Annotated in this window: 18 protein-coding genes; 9 read left to right on the top strand and 9 right to left on the bottom strand. The window is 54.9% G+C overall.

The window, feature by feature from the left end; genetic code table 11:
• Window positions 1-146: 146 nt before the first annotated feature.
• Together narX and narL are read left to right on the top strand one after the other, a co-directional pair.
• On the top strand, window positions 147-1946 hold the full coding sequence (narX, locus tag ACUY4S_RS11120) for a nitrate/nitrite two-component system sensor histidine kinase NarX (protein WP_458021856.1): 1800 nt from the start codon (window positions 147-149) through the stop codon (window positions 1944-1946).
• The gene (gene narL, locus ACUY4S_RS11115; RefSeq protein WP_312689473.1) at window positions 1939-2589 is read left to right on the top strand and encodes a two-component system response regulator NarL; all 651 of its coding nucleotides are present in this window, start codon (window positions 1939-1941) and stop codon (window positions 2587-2589) included. The genes narX and narL overlap by 8 nt, the downstream gene beginning before the upstream one ends.
• Window positions 2590-2592: 3 nt before the next feature.
• Here the strand turns inward: narL and ACUY4S_RS11110 are convergent, their stop codons facing one another.
• Window positions 2593-4002 carry a YchO/YchP family invasin gene (locus tag ACUY4S_RS11110; protein ID WP_458021857.1) on the bottom strand — a complete coding sequence of 470 codons (1410 nt, stop codon included), beginning with the start codon at window positions 4000-4002 and terminating at the stop codon, window positions 2593-2595.
• Window positions 4003-4165: 163 nt separating this feature from the next.
• Here ACUY4S_RS11110 and ACUY4S_RS11105 point away from each other — a divergent pair, with 163 nt between their 5' ends.
• The 4 genes from ACUY4S_RS11105 (at window position 4166) to ACUY4S_RS11090 (ending at window position 7527) form a co-directional block, all read left to right on the top strand.
• The gene (locus ACUY4S_RS11105) at window positions 4166-4717 is read left to right on the top strand and encodes a YbhB/YbcL family Raf kinase inhibitor-like protein (RefSeq protein WP_312689470.1); all 552 of its coding nucleotides are present in this window, start codon (window positions 4166-4168) and stop codon (window positions 4715-4717) included.
• A gap of 105 nt (window positions 4718-4822) precedes the next feature.
• Window positions 4823-5176, top strand: a complete 354-nt coding sequence (locus ACUY4S_RS11100; RefSeq protein ID WP_312689469.1) for a DsrE/DsrF/TusD sulfur relay family protein — start codon at window positions 4823-4825, stop codon at window positions 5174-5176.
• Between the two features lie 107 nt (window positions 5177-5283).
• Window positions 5284-7068, top strand: coding sequence for a methyl-accepting chemotaxis protein (locus ACUY4S_RS11095; RefSeq protein WP_458021858.1), 1785 nt, complete (start codon window positions 5284-5286; stop codon window positions 7066-7068).
• A gap of 213 nt (window positions 7069-7281) precedes the next feature.
• Window positions 7282-7527 (top strand): DUF1883 domain-containing protein, encoded by a 246-nt coding sequence (locus ACUY4S_RS11090; RefSeq protein WP_312689512.1) that lies wholly within the window; start codon window positions 7282-7284, stop codon window positions 7525-7527.
• Window positions 7528-7537: 10 nt separating this feature from the next.
• Here the strand turns inward: ACUY4S_RS11090 and ACUY4S_RS11085 are convergent, their stop codons facing one another.
• Together ACUY4S_RS11085 and chaB are read right to left on the bottom strand one after the other, a co-directional pair.
• The gene (locus tag ACUY4S_RS11085) at window positions 7538-8236 is read right to left on the bottom strand and encodes a gamma-glutamylcyclotransferase (RefSeq protein ID WP_312689465.1); all 699 of its coding nucleotides are present in this window, start codon (window positions 8234-8236) and stop codon (window positions 7538-7540) included.
• Window positions 8237-8389: 153 nt separating this feature from the next.
• Window positions 8390-8620 carry a putative cation transport regulator ChaB gene (gene chaB / locus ACUY4S_RS11080; RefSeq protein ID WP_312689463.1) on the bottom strand — a complete coding sequence of 77 codons (231 nt, stop codon included), beginning with the start codon at window positions 8618-8620 and terminating at the stop codon, window positions 8390-8392.
• A gap of 275 nt (window positions 8621-8895) precedes the next feature.
• Here chaB and chaA point away from each other — a divergent pair, with 275 nt between their 5' ends.
• Window positions 8896-9996, top strand: coding sequence for a sodium-potassium/proton antiporter ChaA (chaA, locus tag ACUY4S_RS11075; RefSeq protein WP_458021859.1), 1101 nt, complete (start codon window positions 8896-8898; stop codon window positions 9994-9996).
• Between the two features lie 48 nt (window positions 9997-10044).
• On the opposite strand, the gene kdsA is transcribed toward chaA, so the two are convergent.
• From kdsA to hemA, 6 genes are read right to left on the bottom strand one after another with little or no spacing between them, the layout of a single operon-like run.
• A complete protein-coding gene (gene kdsA / locus ACUY4S_RS11070) occupies window positions 10045-10896 on the bottom strand; it encodes a 3-deoxy-8-phosphooctulonate synthase (protein WP_458021860.1) in 852 nt (283 codons plus the stop codon).
• Between the two features lie 36 nt (window positions 10897-10932).
• Window positions 10933-11742, bottom strand: a complete 810-nt coding sequence (gene sirB1 / locus ACUY4S_RS11065; RefSeq protein ID WP_312689459.1) for an invasion regulator SirB1 — start codon at window positions 11740-11742, stop codon at window positions 10933-10935.
• A 3-nt stretch (window positions 11743-11745) separates the two neighbouring features.
• Window positions 11746-12138 (bottom strand): invasion regulator SirB2, encoded by a 393-nt coding sequence (gene sirB2, locus ACUY4S_RS11060; protein WP_312689457.1) that lies wholly within the window; start codon window positions 12136-12138, stop codon window positions 11746-11748.
• A gap of 6 nt (window positions 12139-12144) precedes the next feature.
• The gene (gene prmC / locus ACUY4S_RS11055; protein WP_312689455.1) at window positions 12145-12984 is read right to left on the bottom strand and encodes a peptide chain release factor N(5)-glutamine methyltransferase; all 840 of its coding nucleotides are present in this window, start codon (window positions 12982-12984) and stop codon (window positions 12145-12147) included.
• On the bottom strand, window positions 12984-14066 hold the full coding sequence (gene prfA, locus ACUY4S_RS11050) for a peptide chain release factor 1 (protein WP_312689454.1): 1083 nt from the start codon (window positions 14064-14066) through the stop codon (window positions 12984-12986). Before prfA ends, prmC begins: the two co-directional genes overlap by 1 nt.
• Window positions 14067-14103: 37 nt before the next feature.
• Entirely contained in the window at window positions 14104-15360 is a 1257-nt protein-coding gene (hemA, locus tag ACUY4S_RS11045) for a glutamyl-tRNA reductase (protein WP_312689452.1), read from the bottom strand.
• A gap of 201 nt (window positions 15361-15561) precedes the next feature.
• On the opposite strand from hemA, the gene lolB reads away from it, so the two are divergent.
• Window positions 15562-16185 (top strand): lipoprotein insertase outer membrane protein LolB, encoded by a 624-nt coding sequence (gene lolB / locus ACUY4S_RS11040; RefSeq protein WP_312689450.1) that lies wholly within the window; start codon window positions 15562-15564, stop codon window positions 16183-16185.
• Entirely contained in the window at window positions 16182-17051 is an 870-nt protein-coding gene (ispE, locus tag ACUY4S_RS11035) for a 4-(cytidine 5'-diphospho)-2-C-methyl-D-erythritol kinase (protein ID WP_312689448.1), read from the top strand. Before lolB ends, ispE begins: the two co-directional genes overlap by 4 nt.
• Window positions 17052-17067: the final 16 nt, after the last annotated feature.

Raw genomic sequence — 17067 nt, 5'->3', positions numbered from 1 at the left:
CTGACCCCCTCTACTCCGTTCCTTGTTGCAAACGTCGACTCACTGGCAATAAAGGGGTAACTCTTTATGGGTATGGGTATACCCCAGGCGATAGCTGACAATACACGCCATCCGCACCGTTAGCGGCTCAGGAGCCTTATTCGCTTATGCTAAAACGCCTTTTCACACCGCTTACGCTGGTTAACCAACTGGCGTTAATCATGATGCTGTCTACCGCTATTGGCGTGGCCGGTATGGCTATTTCCGGCTGGCTGGTGCAGGGCGTTCAGGGCAGTGCGCATGCAATCAACAAAGCCGGTTCGCTGCGCATGCAGAGTTATCGCCTGCTGTCCTCCATTCCGCTGCACGAAGATGAGCACTACCTGATCGATGAAATGGAGCAAACCGCCTTCAGTCCTGAGCTGGCAAAAGCCGCCGCGCGTGACGGCCAACTGCTGCAACTCGCGGGGTTGCAAAACTACTGGCACAACGAGGTGATCCCGGCCATTAAAGGCGCGCAGCAACCTGCGGAAGTGGCCAGCACCATTGCTGTTTTTGTCAGTCGTATTGATCAACTGGTCACCGCCTTTGACCACAATACCGAGCAGCGCATTGAACATGTGGTGATACTGCACCGGGCGATGGCTGTGTTAATGGGGCTGTTGCTGCTGTTTGCCGTCGTCTGGTTACGGGCGCGTTTACTCCGTCCGTGGCAGCAGCTGTTGCAGATGGCGCGGGCGGTTAGCCACCGCGACTTTACCCAACGTGCCAGCATTAGCGGGCGCAATGAGATGGCCACGCTGGGCGAAGCACTGAATAACATGTCCGCCGAGCTGGCGGAAAGTTATGCCGTCCTGGAGCAGCGGGTACAGGAAAAGACCGCCGGGCTGGAGCAAAAAAATCAGATCCTCTCTTTTTTATGGCAAGCCAACCATCGTCTGCATTCACGCATTCCGCTGTGCGAACGGCTCTCGCCGGTGCTCAATGGCTTGCAGAATTTAACCCTGCTGCATGACATTGAACTGCGGGTTTATGATATGGAAGATGAGGATAATCATCAGGAATTTACCTGCCAGTCAGACGCCAGTTGCGACGACAAAGGCTGCCATTTATGCCCACGCGGGGCCCCTGCTGCACCTGCGGGCGGCGGCACGACGCTGAAATGGCGACTGGCCGATGCCCATATGCAGTACGGTTTACTGCTGGCAACGCTGCCGTCGGGACGCCACCTGAGCCACGATCAACAGCAACTGGTGGATACCCTGGTGGAACAGATTACCGCTACGCTGGCATTGGACCGGCACCAGGATCGGCAACAGCAGTTGATGGTAATGGAAGAACGCGCCACCATTGCCCGCGAGCTTCATGACTCGATCGCGCAGTCGCTCTCCTGTATGAAAATGCAGGTCAGCTGTTTGCAGATGCAGGGCGACGAATTGCCGCCGAACAGTCAGCAATTGTTGGGGCAAATTCGTAATGAACTGAATACGTCGTGGGCGCAACTGCGCGAATTGCTGACCACGTTCCGCTTGCAGCTCAGTGAGCCGGGGCTGCGCCCGGCGCTGGAATCCAGTTGCCAGGAGTACAGCAACCATTTTGGTTTCCCGGTGCGGCTTGATTATCAGCTACCGCCGCGACGGGTGCCCTCGCATCAGGCCATTCATTTACTGCAAATTGCCCGCGAGGCGTTAAGCAATGCATTAAAACACGCCGGCGCCACCGCGGTCAGCGTCGCCGTGCAACAGCAGGAAAACCGGGTAATATTACGCATCAGTGACAACGGCTGCGGGATCCCGGTCAATGCTGAACGAACCAACCATTACGGGTTGATTATTATGCGTGACCGCGCGCAAAGCCTGCGTGGCGACTGTCAGGTCCGGCCGATAGCAACCGGCGGTACTGAGGTGGTCGTGACGTTTATTCCCGAGACTATTTTCTCATCCCTGCAAGGAGATACCCATGAGTAATCAGGAACCGGCAACCATCCTCCTGATCGACGACCATCCGATGCTGCGAACCGGAGTGAAACAGTTGATTAGCATGGCACCCGATATCACTGTCGTCGGCGAAGCCAGCAACGGCGAGCAAGGCATTGACCTGGCGGAATCACTGGATCCGGACCTGATTTTACTGGATCTCAATATGCCCGGGATGAACGGTCTTGAAACGCTGGACAAACTGCGTGAAAAAACCCTCTCCGGCCGCATTGTGGTGTTCAGCGTGTCCAACCATGAAGAAGACGTGGTCACCGCGCTAAAACGTGGCGCAGATGGTTACCTGCTGAAAGATATGGAGCCCGAAGATCTGCTCAAAGCGCTGCAGCAAGCCGCCGCCGGTGAGATGGTATTAAGCGAGGCATTAACGCCAGTGCTGGCCGCAAGCCTGCGCGCTAACCGCGCCACGACGGACCGCGACATCACCCAGCTAACACCGCGCGAGCGCGACATCCTTAAACTGATTGCTCAAGGGTTACCGAACAAGATGATTGCCCGCCGTCTGGACATTACCGAAAGTACGGTCAAGGTCCATGTCAAACATATGCTGAAGAAAATGAAGCTCAAATCACGTGTCGAAGCGGCGGTTTGGGTACATCAGGAACGTATTTTTTGACCATTACGGGCCTGGCAGTGACCAGCCCGTCGTGTTGTCGGCTGTCGGAGCAATCACCGGCTCCGTCAGTTTCAGTTCAATTGTATTGGACGTGACCTTCTGGCCTTTCTCATCTTCCACCAGCGCCGTGAGCGTCCAGCGGTTGCTTGCTCCGTGGCTGCTGTCCCAGCGCGGCATGATCAGCGTCCAGCCATCGACGCTGCGGCCGTTAGCAGGCGGCGTCAGGCTAAGCGCCTGCGTGTCCCCTTGCCAGCTAATGGCTCGAATACCGTGTACGCTGTTGACCTGCAATTTAAGCTGCACTGTCTCCCCGGGTTGCAGATCCCACGGCGGCGTAGCGAGAAAGACCGACAACGTTTTGCGCTGACGATACTCATACACCGGCACCGTGTTGCGGGTCGGGCTGTCATAGCGACTCCCCCGCAACGAGCGGCTTTCCGCCACTTCACTGGCGGAGAGTTGTTTCCACAGCGGCACGCCAAAGCGGTAATTTAATTTCAGCCCCAGGTCATTCTGGCTGACACCACTCTCGCCCTGTTTATGCTCGGCCGTCAGGGTCACCAGCGGTACCGGGGTGTAGTGTACCCCCAGCTTTACCGCCATCGGATTGTGATAACCGGTACCGGAGTCAAACAGATCCACACTGTCGCCAAAATATTGTTCAAGGCTGACGCTGGTGTTGAGCTGTTGCCAGAACGGTAATCTTGCCTGAGCCGTCACATCATAACCGCGCGCCATTCGCTGCTGCAGCGTCGCGCTCTGGTACTCCCAGCTATTAACAGGTTGGTAGTAGTTGGCGGAAAAACGCAGATACTCGCCCCAGGCTTCCGCACCAAGCCCGGCACGGCCAAGGTTATCTTCCAGCAGGTTATCGTAGAAGGTGTTATATCCCAGTAACCAGTTCCCGGCGATCCAGCGCTGCCCCACGCCGACATTGCCGACCAGCCCGGCATCCTGCTGAGTCAGCCCCAGCATTCCCCAACTGAGATAGCGATTATTATCCTGCAGAGGAACAAACCAGTCGCCATGGCTGCCGTTAAAGCCGCCGTCATTATCGACCTTAAAATCAACGCTGGCGGTTCCCCACGGGGAGAGCCAGGATTCAACCTGCTGGTTTACTTCATCGCTAACGACATCACGTATCTGGCCAAAGGCAAACTGACGCGCCTGCGCGCCCGTGGTCAGGCCGTTATCTGTCATACTGGCTTCACCAAAGGCTTTCGCCATCTCCGCAAAATGTTTTTCCTGCGCGCCATTTTCCGGAGCCATACCGAGATCCGGCAAACCGTCACCGTTATTGTCGAAGGGGTTTTCCGCCTGCTGAACAAAGCTGCTCTGTCGGGCACTGACAGAACCTCCCGCCAGCAGAACGACAAGGAGGGAACAAAGCGGGGAACAGATAACATTACGCATAACAACTTTAATCAGGATCGCCCCCGTCACGGGTTATACACTCTTAAAGGGTAACGTTTTTTTGCCCCCCTTTGCAGCCATACGGCCATTTTCAGGAAAATCCTGATCGCGCCCGCTGCGCCGCAACTACAGTTAATAGACTGTTTGTCTTTAGAGAGCCGCGATGAAAAAAAGCATTCGTTCCGCGTTATGCTGTGTATTGCTAAGTTGCGCTGTTCAGGCCACTGCTAATGAACTGTTTGTATTGCAGTCCCCTGCGTTTGCCGACAATGCCCTGATGGAGAAAAAATTTGCCGGCAACGCCAGTAGCAATCCCAACTGCACCGGAGAGAATATGTCGCCGGCGCTGATATGGAGTCATCCGCCTGCCAATACCCAGAGTTTTGCCCTGGTGGTGCACGATCCCGAAGGTGCCTCCGGCCTCGGCGTGACGCACCTGGTCGCGTATAATATTTCGCCTGCTGCGGCGGGTTTTGCGCAAAATGATCTGCGCGACGGTAAAGGATATACCGGCGGGAAAAATACGCCGGGTAATGTCCGCTGGCATGGCCCCTGCCCGCCACCAGGCAGTGGGGCTCATCACTATACCTTCACCCTGATTGCCACCTCGCTCCCCCCTGACCTGCCTGCCGGGCTCACCCGGGAAGCGCTCTTCAGCAAGCTGAAAGGCCACACCCTTGCCGCTGCCGGATTAATTGGCCGTTTTGGTCAGTAATCCTCCCTGTTTGCGCCGCCGCCCTTTCCCCTGGGGCGGCGGCGCAGTAGCATAAGCCCCTGCTGCGCGGCAACTCTGCGGCGCAAACCTGTCGAGGGAGTGAAAATGCAAAAACTGGTCATTATTGCTAACGGTGCCGCTTACGGTAGTGAATCTTTGTTTAACAGCCTGCGGCTGGCCATTGCGCTGCGCGAGCAGAGCGCTGAACTGGATTTGAAACTGTTTCTGATGTCCGATGCCGTGACCGCCGGGTTGCGCGGGCAGAAACCGGCGGAAGGTTACAATATTCAGCAGATGCTGGAGATTTTAACGGCGCAACAGATCCCGGTGAAGTTGTGCAAAACCTGCACGGATGGGCGAGGCATCACCGCATTGCCGCTGATCGAAGGGGTCGAAATTGGCACACTGATCGAACTGGCCCAATGGACGCTGGCGGCAGATAAAGTATTAACTTTCTAATATTGCGGCGAGTTTAATATTTTTTTCTTATAGGTGCCTTTACGTCATCAAGTTTGCCTGCTGGGTTGCCGATAGCCCTTTAAGACAACACAGCAGGTACTATAAAAATGTTCAGATCGATTAAAGCCCGTATTCTGGCGGCGACAGCGGGATGCCTCGTTATCGCTTTGCTGCTTAACACCATCATTAATTATCAGGTAACCAGCCGACATAACACGCAAACTCAGCAAGATATCCTTTCCAGTACCAGCGCCAGTCACAGCATTGCCATTGCCGACTGGATCGCCACGAAAACAACCATGATCGCCTCTTTGCAAAGTGTGGCCCTGACCAGCGACCCGGTGCCGGTCTTTACCCAGATCGCGCGCGCTGGCGGTTTTATCAATGTTTATGTCGGTTACGCCAGTAAAACGGCGAAGTTCTCCGATCCTGGCGGCGTACCGCCTGACTACGATCCGACAATCCGCCCCTGGTATCAGCAAGTGGTAAAAGCGGACGCCCCTGTCGTGACCGCCCCCTATGTTGACGCCAGTACTGGCAGCCTGGTGGTAACGTTTGCCGTGCCGGTGAAAGAGAACGGGGTGTTGAAAGGTGTGGTGGCGGGCGATGTATCGATGGACAGCGTCGTGGCCAACGTTAAAGGTATCAGCCCGACGCCAAACAGCAGCGGCATGCTGCTGGCCAGCGATGGCACAATCATTGCCGCGGCGAATGATAAACTCACGCAAAAACCGTTTACCGATGCGGTGAGCGGCGTCAGTTTCGCTGATTTGCGTAGCGGTAAACCCGTCACAGGGAATTATGCCGATGAACAGAAAGTGTTGCAGGCAAGCCAGGTCAAAGGCACCAACTGGCTGTTAGTCGTGGCGCTGGACAGTGCAGACTCTACCGCCGGCTTACGCGCGCAGTTAAAGGCTTCGGCGCTGACGCTGGTGATACTGCTGTTGATTACCGGAGCCTTTATGCACTGGATAGTTTCGGCCCTGCTCAAGCGACTGTTGACCGTGCGAGACGCCATGAACGCCATTAGCAGCGGCACAAATGATCTCTCCCAGCGTCTGCCAGTGAATGGTAACGATGAAGTGTCGCAAATTGCGCAGGCATTTAACGCCTTCAGCGACAAGCTGTCTGTTGTAATGGCGAAGCTGCGCGATTCCAGCAATTCGGTACAACAGGCGGCGCAGGAGATTGCCGCCGGTAACCAGGATCTCTCCGGGCGTACCGAACAGGCTGCTTCCAGCCTGCGCGAAACCGCGAGTGCGGTCGAGCAGATCACTGCCTCGGTCGCGCAGTCGACCGACGCCGCATCGCAGGCCAACGATCAGGCGCATGCTGCATCACAAGCCGCGTCGCGCGGAGGCCAGGTGGTGAATCAGGCCATCAATACCATGCAGTCAATTGAAGCGGCCTCCACAAAAATCGGTGATATTACCAGCGTGATTGACGCCATTGCTTTCCAGACCAATATCCTCGCGTTGAACGCCTCAGTGGAAGCAGCACGTGCCGGGGAACAAGGCCGTGGATTCGCAGTTGTCGCCGGCGAAGTACGTAATCTCGCCAGCCGTAGCGCACAGGCGGCGAAGGAGATTAAAACGCTGATTGATACCACCACCGACAGTGTGGCAACCGGTTCACGCTATGTCCGGCTGGCCGGGGAAAGCATGACTGATATTGTATCCAGCATCGATAGCGTGTCAGTGATCATGCGGGAAATCACCGTCGCCACCAGCGAGCAGATGAAAGGGATTCAGGAGATCAATCACGCTGTAATCGATTTGGACCGCATGGTGCAACAAAACGCCGAACTGGTGATCCAGTCTGCCGCCGCCGCTGGCGCGCTCCGCTCGCAAGCGGGCGACCTTGCTGAAACAGCCGGACATTTCCGCATTTAATCTTATGTCGGTGCGTTTTGTGCTTTATTTAACGCGCCGACATATCATCACGCCGAATAATGTAATTTTTGTTTAATCGTTACGCCTTTTTTTGATCAAAATCAGCATTCAGGCCCCCTCGCTTTGGTGTTATGCAATGAGTGAATTGTGAACAAAATCACGCACGGGATTTTCCAGCATGGAGCGCGTTGTTTAACGACTACGGGGTTGAAAATGGCGTTGGTGAAGGCAAGTTTGAAGCTGTTTGGCGGCGATACGGTGGTGGTTCGTTGTTCTGAAAATTGTCATATCCATCTGATGAGCGAGAAAGGCCGCTCTTCGCAAACCCAGACGGATATTTTAAGTGTACAAAATAAGGCAAGCGCTTATCTTGCAGTGCCTTACAGTGGTATCTGGAATGTGCTGATTGATAGTCACAGCCAGTCGCTGGAGCACTCAATCAGCTACGTTGCAGCGTGACGGCTGTGGTTTAGCAGGCGAAACCAGGTTGCAGATCCGGGCCTGGTTTTTCTTCTTCCAGTAACCCCCGCACTTTCCCCACCAGTTCATTCAGGCAGTCGTCATGCATGCCGAGCTTAACCAGTTCCTGTTCCAGCGAAAAAAGATATTGTGCGTTGGTGCCAAGCGGGCCACTGGCGGCGGCTATCAGTGGAGCAATCACCTGCGCGCGGGTATCCGACTCATACAACGGATGACGGGGATCCATAATAAACACCAACGCATTCACCATTCGGCCATCATCAAGCGCCAGCTTACACCAACTGGGCATATAGCAGCCGGTGATCATCTCACGCTTCCACAGCAGGCCGAGCTCCTGCTCCAGGGCGTTATCCGGCAAACGGTAGGCCACACCGGTCGTGCGTCCGCCCTCTTTCAGCGCCAGCATGCGCCCAGGTTGACAGGCCGTACCGCGCCCTGCGGTTAAACGCAAACAAAATGCACGATGCCAGCCTACCAGCGTCCCGGTGCAGGATTCATCGAACTCCAGCGCCGGGTTCCACATCAGCGAACCGTAGCCAAAAATCCATACCGGTCCGTCATCAGGCCGACAGGCAAGGGTTGCAGCAAGCGATGCTGCCCGCTGTTCTGCCGACCATAATAGCGATTCCTCAATGTCGCCAAACGCCGTTTTACAATCGGCTTTGAGCAAGAAATCACGCGTTAACATCTTTTACCTCCGCCACTGCATGCTTCCCTGCAACTGCTTTACTGCTGCCTTCCCGACATATGCTGCTGGTTTCAACGCAGCTTACTACGACCATATGCAATTCACTGGCCGCTTGCAATAGCGACAATCTATCGAACAGAGCACAAATCGTGGCTATTTCTTTTTATGCCACTTATCGTCATCCCCTTTTTCGTACTCATGCTTCACGGCCGCCCAGGCTACCCGGTGCGCAGTCTCTTCGCGGCTGGCGTCATCACGACGATCCTCTTTATCTTTATATTGATCCCAGGCGCTATTAAACGCCTCTTTATAAATTTCCTGCGCATGTGCAGGCAGCACATTTTGCACGCTCTCAGGCAGGTCAGATTTGCTTTTATACGGCATTTTAGGGCTCCTTTTGCGATAAAACCCTAAGTCTGAACGAGGAATGCCGTTTTCGCCAACGCAGCATAAATTGTGTCGCAATGAAAAATATATCTATATGTAATTTATAAAGTATTTTAATAAAACACCTTAATTCAGACACCTTAATTTAAAAAGAACAAATGGCGGTAAAATTAAGTAAAAAACACCACGAAATTGCGTATTTTTGCTATTTTAATGTGCTGTACAGCGTTAACTATAATGTCAAAAACCCGCACTGTGGATGGAGAATCACAATGACAACAACACACGAGGCGGTAAAAACCCGCCACAAGGAGACCTCCCTTATTTTTCCGGTGCTGGCGCTGGCGGTGCTGCTCTTCTGGGGAAGTTCGCATTCGCTGCCAGCGGTAATCGGAATCAATATTCTGGCGCTTATCGGTATTTTATCCAGTGCGTTTAGCGTGGTACGCCATGCCGATGTCCTCGCGCACCGCCTTGGAGAACCCTATGGTTCACTGATTCTGAGCCTCTCGGTCGTTATTCTCGAAGTGAGCCTGATTTCCGCGCTGATGGCAACGGGCGATGCGGCACCGACGTTAATGCGCGATACCCTCTATTCCATCATTATGATCGTCACCGGCGGCCTGGTGGGCTTCTCATTACTGCTTGGCGGGCGAAAGTTTGCCACCCAGTATATGAACCTGTTCGGTATTAAACAGTATCTGATTGCCCTCTTCCCGCTGGCTATCATTGTGCTGGTCTTTCCAATGGCGTTGCCGGATGCCAATTTCACTACCGGTCAGGCGTTGCTGGTCGCGCTGATTTCGGCAGCGATGTACGGTGTGTTTTTGCTGATCCAGACCAAAACGCATCAAAGCTTGTTTGTTTATGAACATGAAGATGAGAGCGACGACGACGATCCGCACCACGGTAAACCCTCTGCGCACGGGAATCTTTGGCATACGGTGTGGTTAATCATCCACCTGGTGGCCGTTATTGCGGTGACCAAAATGAATGCAAAGCCTCTTGAAACGTTGCTGGGTGAACTGAATGCCCCGGTCGCTTTCACCGGTTTCCTTGTCGCGCTGTTAATTCTCTCGCCTGAAGGCCTCGGCGCGCTGAAAGCGGTGCTGAATAACCAGGTTCAGCGGGCGATGAATCTCTTTTTCGGCTCGGTACTGGCAACCATCTCGCTAACGGTACCGGTCGTTACATTGATTGCGTGGTTCACCGGAAATCATCTGATCTTTGCGCTGGGTGCGCCTGAAATGATCGTGATGGTCACCTCGCTATTGCTGTGCCAGATCTCTTTTTCCACTGGCCGCACCAATGTGCTTAACGGCGCCGCGCACCTGGCGTTATTCGCTGCGTACCTGATGACAATTTTTGCCTGACGGCTGTTGGCGGCAATAAAAAACCCCGCCAGTGCGGGGTTTTTCGTTTTACTCTGTATCGAGTTCGTCGAAACTCTTCACCAGATCGTCAATCGCTTTGATCTGCTTCAGGAACGGCTCCAGTTTCGCCAGCGGCAGCGCGGACGGACCGTCACATTTTGCGTTATCCGGATCCGGGTGCGCTTCAATAAACAGCCCTGCCAGACCTGTCGCCATTCCGGCGCGGGCCAGTTCTGCCACCTGCCCACGACGACCACCGGAAGCCGCACCAAACGGATCACGGCACTGCAGCGCGTGCGTAACGTCGAATATCACCGGCGAATTGTTGGAAACTTTCTTCATTACGCTGAAGCCAAGCATATCCACGACCAGGTTGTCATAACCGAAGTTGGCACCACGATCGCAGAGGATGACTTTGTCATTACCGCCTTCATGGAATTTATCGACGATGTTGCCCATCTGGCCAGGGCTGACAAATTGCGGTTTTTTGACGTTAATGACAGCCCCGGTTTTGGCCATCGCTTCTACCAGGTCGGTCTGGCGCGCAAGGAAAGCCGGCAACTGGATCACGTCAACCACATCGGCAACAGGCTGTGCCTGCGAGGCTTCGTGTACGTCGGTGATCACTTTTACACCGAAAGTCTGTTTCAGCTCCTGAAAAATCTTCATCCCCTCTTCCAGGCCCGGCCCACGGTAGGACTTGATGGAAGAGCGGTTGGCTTTGTCAAAAGAGGCTTTGAACACATACGGGATGCCCAGTTTCTGGGTCACGGTGACGTAGTGTTCGCAAATGCGCATTGCCAAATCGCGGGATTCCAGCACGTTCATACCGCCAAACAGGACAAACGGCAGGTCGTTCGCAACCTTAATGTCGCCAATGCTAACCACTTTTTGTTTCATAGAATCGCCTTATCGAGTGTGAATCGGAACTCATGCTTAATGCAGGGTAATTTGTTTGTGCGAAATTGTGTTGATTTGCGCGCGGATCATCTCGCTGATGGGATCCTCCGGGCACTGCTCAACGAAATAACTTAAATCATTGAGCGCGACATGGTCGCAATCAAGCTGGGCATAAATCAACCCACGGTCGCGGATCTCGTACGGATCTTCCGGATTGAACTGCAACAGCGCTTCACTGGCTCGCAGCGCCAGCTCCATCTGCTGCTCTTCCATCAGGGCCGACTTCAGCGTATCCAGCAGCTTGCGGATCACTTCGGCGTTATCCGCTTCGTCGAGATCTTCATTGAACAGCTCGGCAACCGGGCTGATATTGCCCTTCAGCCACACTTCCAGCGTGTGCTCATCCAGCGTATCGCCGTTAAACGGGTTAATGAGCCACATTTCGCCATCGAGCCACTCTGCCCGCAGGATTAGCTGCGTCGGGAAGATCACCGGCATCAGAGGGATATCGAGACGCCCGGCGACCCATAACAAAATGGCACCGAGTGAGACAGCGCTGCCCTGGCGATTTTCCAGAACTTTGTCCAGCCATAACGCGTCTGACAGACGGTAAACACCGCGTGTATCTTTAAAACCCCATTCGCCATAAAACAGCTCGACGAGTTTTTCCAGCTGCCAGTCCTGAGGCTTCGCCATGCTGATTTCTTCCCGTGCCAGACTGAGCAAACGCTCCAGTTCGTCATGCACATACTGCGAAGGAAAATCATCGCGGATCAGTTCGGAAACAAGGATCATCCCGTCGCATAACGGCGCTTTATTAAATTCGAAATCGGCTAACGACCTCATGTCTTACCCCAGTATCGGTACTTTTGTGGCGGCGAGTTTGATGATGATGTACAGCACCACCAGCCCCAGCAAAAAGGCAATAAAGCCCGTTTGCTGGCTGCGCGGGCGATGTCGCCCCAGCGCAATAAAACCCAAAACGATGTAGATGATAACGCCAAACAGCTTTTCAGTCAGCCATGCACCTTTAGCAGTAAACGGCAAATAGCCCGTCACCCACATCAACCCTGCGCCACTTAACAGCAACACCGTATCCACACAGTGCGGCACAATGCGCACCCAGCGGGCCTGGGCCCGGGGATGGGCCGACCAGCGCCACCAGTAACGTAAAGCAAACAGGCTAATGGTCAATGCCACCGACGTCAAATGTAACGTAATCAGGATCTTAAAGGCACTCATTGCTGCTTACTCCGCGCGCAGCCACTGGCCAAGAGTCAGGCGCTCATTGTTGCCATAATCACGGCAGGTTTCCACCTGTTGCCAGCCACGCTGGTTAAACAACTCGCGCACCGCAGCACCTTGCTGCCAGCCATGCTCCAGCAGCAACCAGCCGCCCGGTAACAAATGAGATGGCGCATCGTCAATGATGCATTGCAGATCCGCCAGCCCATGGTCAGCCGCCACCAATGCGCTCAACGGCTCGAACCGCACATCGCCTTGCGTCAGATGAGGGTCCTGCTCATCAATGTAAGGCGGATTACTGACAATCAACGAGAACGTTTCCCCGGATAGCGCGCTAAACCAGCTGCTCTGGCGGATCGTAATATTACCCGAGCCCAGATTATCGGCATTGCGCTGCGCCAGTGCCACCGCCTCTGGCACCACATCAACAGCAACAACCTCACAGTCAGGCCTTTCACTGGCCAGCGCCAGTGCAATGGCCCCTGTACCGGTGCCGAGATCAAGAATGCGGCATGGCGCGGCAGGCAAACGGCTCAACGCCTGTTCGACGAGGCATTCGGTATCCGGACGGGGGATCAGGGTGGCAGGCGACACAAAAAGCGGCAGCGACCAGAACTCACGCACACCCACCAAATGCGCGACCGGCTCACCACGAACGCGTCGGGCAAGCAGCGTCTTCAGCTGTTGCTGCTGCCCGGCGGTAAGCTGCGTTTCACCAAAGGCAAGAATATAGGTGCGAGCTTTACCGGTCACAAAACCCAGCAGGATCTCCGCATCACGACGCGGGCTCTCGCTGGCCTGCAACTGACTTATCGCCTCACGCAACCACTGTTGATAATCCATTATTCCTGCTCAGAGAGCGCCGCCAGCTGGTCGGCCTGATATTCCTGCACAATAGGTTCGATCAACATATCCAGCTTGCCCTCCATCACCTCATCCAGGCGATAGAGTGTCACGTTAATACGGTGATCGGTCACGCGACCCTGTGGGAAATTATAGGTGCGGTTGCGGTCGCTGCGATCGCCACTACCCAGCAGGTTGCGACGCGTAGACGCTTCCGCCTGATTACGTTTGGCCGTTTCTGCGGCGTGAATACGTGCCCCCAACACCGACAAGGCTTTCGCTTTGTTTTTATGTTGCGAACGTTCATCCTGACACTCCACCACAATCCCGGTCGGCAGGTGCGTAATACGGATAGCGGAATCGGTGGTGTTAACGTGCTGACCGCCCGCGCCGGAAGAACGGAACGTATCAATACGTAAATCTGCCGGGTTAATGTCCGGCAGCTCCGCTTCTGGCAACTCCGGCATCACGGCGACGGTACAGGCAGAGGTATGAATACGCCCCTGCGATTCGGTGGCCGGTACACGCTGTACGCGATGCCCGCCGGACTCAAATTTCAGACGTCCATATACCCCGTCACCGCTAATTTTAGCGATCACCTCTTTGTAACCGCCATGTTCGCCTTCGTTAGCGCTCATGATCTCAACACGCCAGCGGCGGGCTTCTGCATAACGGCTGTACATGCGGAACAAATCACCGGCAAACAGCGCGGCTTCATCGCCCCCGGTTCCGGCGCGAACTTCCACAAACGCATTGCGTTCATCATCCGGATCTTTTGGCAGCAACAATAATTGCAACTGTTGTTCAAGCTGTTCGCTTTTCTGTTTTGCCTCGAGTAACTCGTCCTGCGCCAGATCGCGCATTTCCGGGTCGTCGAGCATCATCTGCGCGGTTTCGATATCTTCCTGAACCTGTTGCCAGTCAGTAAAACAGCGTGACACATCGCTAAGCTGCGCGTACTCACGCGACAGCGCACGGAAACGATCCTGATCGGCAATGGTTTGCGCATCACCGAGTAGCGCCTGAACTTCTTCATGGCGCTCATGCAGGGCTTCCAGTTTGGCAACGATAGAAGGCTTCATAGGCGTAAGTGCACCTTAGTAATTAGAGATTGTTGTGCTAATCCAGCCCGAGGCTGTTGCGCAGAATATGCAGGCGCTCATCATCCCCGTCACGGGCGGCCTGCTGAAGAGATTTGGTTGGGGCGTGGATCAGGCGATTGGTCAGTTTCCATGCCAGATCCTGCATAATTGCCTGCGGATCGCCGCCCTGCTCGAGCGCGGCGATCGCTTTTGCCGTCAGCGCATCGCGAACATCTTCGGACTGGCTGCGGTATTCACGGATTGTCTCGCTGGCGCTTTGCGCGCGCAGCCAGGCCATAAATTCACTGGTTTCCTGGGCGACGATGGTTTCTGCCTGCACCGCAGCCGCTTTGCGCTGCGCCAGGTTGTGCTGAATAATACTTTGCAAATCGTCTACGCTGTAGAGGTAGGCGTTAGCGACTTTGCCGACTTCCGGTTCGACGTCTCGCGGGACGGCGATATCTACCAATAACATCGGCTGGTTACGGCGCGCTTTCATCGCCCGCTCCATCATACCTTTGCCAATAATCGGCAACGGACTGGCAGTAGAGCTGATGACAATATCGGCGTCTTTCAGGCGTTCATCGATCTCGCTGAGCGAAATCACTTCGGCGCCCACTTCGTCCGCCAGCACCTGTGCGCGTTCACGGGTACGGTTGGCGATGATCATTTTCTGAACTTTATGCTCACGCAAATGGCGCGCCACCAGTTCGATGGTCTCCCCTGCACCGACCAACAGCACATTGACGGAAGCCAGAGACTCAAAGATTTGCCGGGCAAGCGTACACGCGGCGAACGCAACGGAAACCGCGCTGGCGCCAATGTCCGTCTCAGTACGCACGCGTTTGGCCACGGAGAACGACTTCTGGAACATACGCTCCAGATCGCTGGCGTTGTGGTGCCCACGTTGGGAATCGGCAAACGCCTTTTTCACCTGGCCAAGAATTTGCGGTTCGCCAAGTACCAGAGAATCAAGCCCACTCGCCACGCGCATTAAATGGCTGACGGCGTCATTATCCTGGTGCCAGTACAAACTCTGACGCACCTCTTCTTCACGCAAATGGTGATAATCGCACAGCCAGCGCACCAGCGCCTCTTGCAGATTATCGCGCTCTTCTACGCTCAGATAGAGTTCAGTACGGTTGCATGTCGACAGGACCACTCCCCCTTGCACCATCGGCTGTGACAGCAGGCTCTCCAGAGCCTGGTCAAGCGACTCCGGCGAAAACGCAATGCGTTCTCGCAACGAAACGGGAGCCGTTTTGTGGTTGATGCCAAGTGCTAAAAGGGTCATGGGCGCGGGAATAGTACCAACGTTGATAAGGTTAGACTGCAGGCATCATACAGGATGCGCGTGGTCAATAAAAGAGAGACTCCCCTTTCGGAGTAATTGGTAATTTAATGATTTAAGACAACTTGAACGTAGACGCTGTTTCACGGCGACGCTAGCATTAGGGGTAATTACTGCAACGTATCTCAAGGATTTGTCATCATTATGACGTTACCTGCCTCCCGCCTTATCCGTCTGCTGCCGCTGGCCAGCCTCGTGCTCACCGCCTGTACCCTCACCGCCCCGAAAGGGCCGGGTAAAAGCCCCGACGCACCGCAGTGGCGCCAGCACCAGCAGCAAGTGCGTGAACTGAGCCAATACCAGACCCGCGGCGCGTTTGCGTATCTCTCCGATCAGCAAAAAGTGTATGCCCGCTTTTTCTGGCAGCAAACCGGCCAGGATCGCTACCGTCTGCTGCTGACAAACCCGCTGGGCAGCACAGAACTGGAGCTCAATGCCCAGCCAGGCTCCGCCGAACTGGTGGATAACAAAGGCCAGCATTACAAAGCGGATGATGCCGAAGAGATGATCGGTAAACTGACCGGGATGCCGATTCCATTAAATAGCCTGCGCCAGTGGATCCTCGGTCTGCCAGGCGAGGCAACAGACTACAAACTCGACGATCAATACCGTTTGAGTGAGCTGAACTACAGCCAGGGCGGTAAAAAGTGGAAAGTGGTTTACAGCGGCTACGACAGCAAAACGCAGCCCTCTCTGCCTGCCAATATGGAGCTGAGCGACGGCAGCCAGCGCATTAAGCTGAAAATGGATAACTGGATCGTTAAATGATGACCACCTGGCCTGCTCCGGCGAAACTCAATCTGTTTTTGTATATCACCGGCCAGCGTGCGGACGGTTACCACACTTTACAGACCCTATTTCAGTTTCTTGATTATGGCGACACCCTGCACATCGAACCGCGCAACGATGGCGAAATCCATCTGTTGACGCCAGTCGATGGCGTGCCGGCGGAAGAGAACCTGATCGTTCGCGCCGCCCGTCTACTGATGCAGCGCGCTGGCGAAACCGGGCGTTTAGCGGTGGGTTGCGGCGCGGATATCGCCATCGATAAGCGCCTGCCAATGGGCGGTGGGCTGGGCGGTGGCTCTTCCGATGCCGCGACTGTGCTGGTGGCACTGAACCATTTGTGGCGCTGTGGCCTCAGCGTTGACGAACTGGCAGCTCTGGGTTTAACCCTCGGTGCCGATGTGCCAGTGTTCGTGCGCGGCCATGCTGCTTTCGCCGAGGGCGTGGGCGAAGTATTAACCCCAGTGAACCCGCCGGAAAAGTGGTATCTGGTCGCGCATCCGGGTGTGAGCATTCCCACGCCATTGATTTTCAAAGATCCTGAGTTGCCGAGAAATTCACCCAAAAGGTCAATCGATACGTTACTAAAATGTGAATTTGGCAACGATTGCGAGGTTATCGCAAGAAAACGTTTTCGCGAGGTTGATGCCGCGCTTTCCTGGCTGTTAGAATACGCGCCGTCGCGCCTGACTGGCACAGGAGCCTGTGTCTTTTCCGAATTTGACACCGAATCCGCCGCTCGTCAGGTGCTTGAGCAAGCCCCGGAATGGCTAAACGGTTTTGTCGCGCGAGGCGTCAACCTCTCGCCGCTAGCACAAGCCATCGCCGGGCAAGCTGAGCTCCGGTGACAACGTCACTCTTGTT

This window comes from Kosakonia beeri, assembly GCF_054165705.1.
This window is presented reverse-complemented; position numbering and strand designations above follow the sequence as displayed.

Coding starts and splice junctions, on each gene's coding strand:
- kdsA (WP_458021860.1), bottom strand. CDS start 10,896: ATGAAACAAAAAGTGGTTAGCATTGGCGACATTAAGGTTGCGAACGAC.
- ACUY4S_RS11085 (WP_312689465.1), bottom strand. CDS start 8,236: ATGTTAACGCGTGATTTCTTGCTCAAAGCCGATTGTAAAACGGCGTTT.
- ACUY4S_RS11100 (WP_312689469.1), top strand. CDS start 4,823: ATGCAAAAACTGGTCATTATTGCTAACGGTGCCGCTTACGGTAGTGAA.
- narL (WP_312689473.1), top strand. CDS start 1,939: ATGAGTAATCAGGAACCGGCAACCATCCTCCTGATCGACGACCATCCG.
- narX (WP_458021856.1), top strand. CDS start 147: ATGCTAAAACGCCTTTTCACACCGCTTACGCTGGTTAACCAACTGGCG.
- ACUY4S_RS11095 (WP_458021858.1), top strand. CDS start 5,284: ATGTTCAGATCGATTAAAGCCCGTATTCTGGCGGCGACAGCGGGATGC.
- prmC (WP_312689455.1), bottom strand. CDS start 12,984: ATGGATTATCAACAGTGGTTGCGTGAGGCGATAAGTCAGTTGCAGGCC.
- ACUY4S_RS11110 (WP_458021857.1), bottom strand. CDS start 4,002: ATGCGTAATGTTATCTGTTCCCCGCTTTGTTCCCTCCTTGTCGTTCTG.
- ACUY4S_RS11105 (WP_312689470.1), top strand. CDS start 4,166: ATGAAAAAAAGCATTCGTTCCGCGTTATGCTGTGTATTGCTAAGTTGC.
- chaB (WP_312689463.1), bottom strand. CDS start 8,620: ATGCCGTATAAAAGCAAATCTGACCTGCCTGAGAGCGTGCAAAATGTG.
- lolB (WP_312689450.1), top strand. CDS start 15,562: ATGACGTTACCTGCCTCCCGCCTTATCCGTCTGCTGCCGCTGGCCAGC.
- sirB1 (WP_312689459.1), bottom strand. CDS start 11,742: ATGAGGTCGTTAGCCGATTTCGAATTTAATAAAGCGCCGTTATGCGAC.
- ispE (WP_312689448.1), top strand. CDS start 16,182: ATGATGACCACCTGGCCTGCTCCGGCGAAACTCAATCTGTTTTTGTAT.
- ACUY4S_RS11090 (WP_312689512.1), top strand. CDS start 7,282: ATGGCGTTGGTGAAGGCAAGTTTGAAGCTGTTTGGCGGCGATACGGTG.
- hemA (WP_312689452.1), bottom strand. CDS start 15,360: ATGACCCTTTTAGCACTTGGCATCAACCACAAAACGGCTCCCGTTTCG.
- sirB2 (WP_312689457.1), bottom strand. CDS start 12,138: ATGAGTGCCTTTAAGATCCTGATTACGTTACATTTGACGTCGGTGGCA.
- chaA (WP_458021859.1), top strand. CDS start 8,896: ATGACAACAACACACGAGGCGGTAAAAACCCGCCACAAGGAGACCTCC.
- prfA (WP_312689454.1), bottom strand. CDS start 14,066: ATGAAGCCTTCTATCGTTGCCAAACTGGAAGCCCTGCATGAGCGCCAT.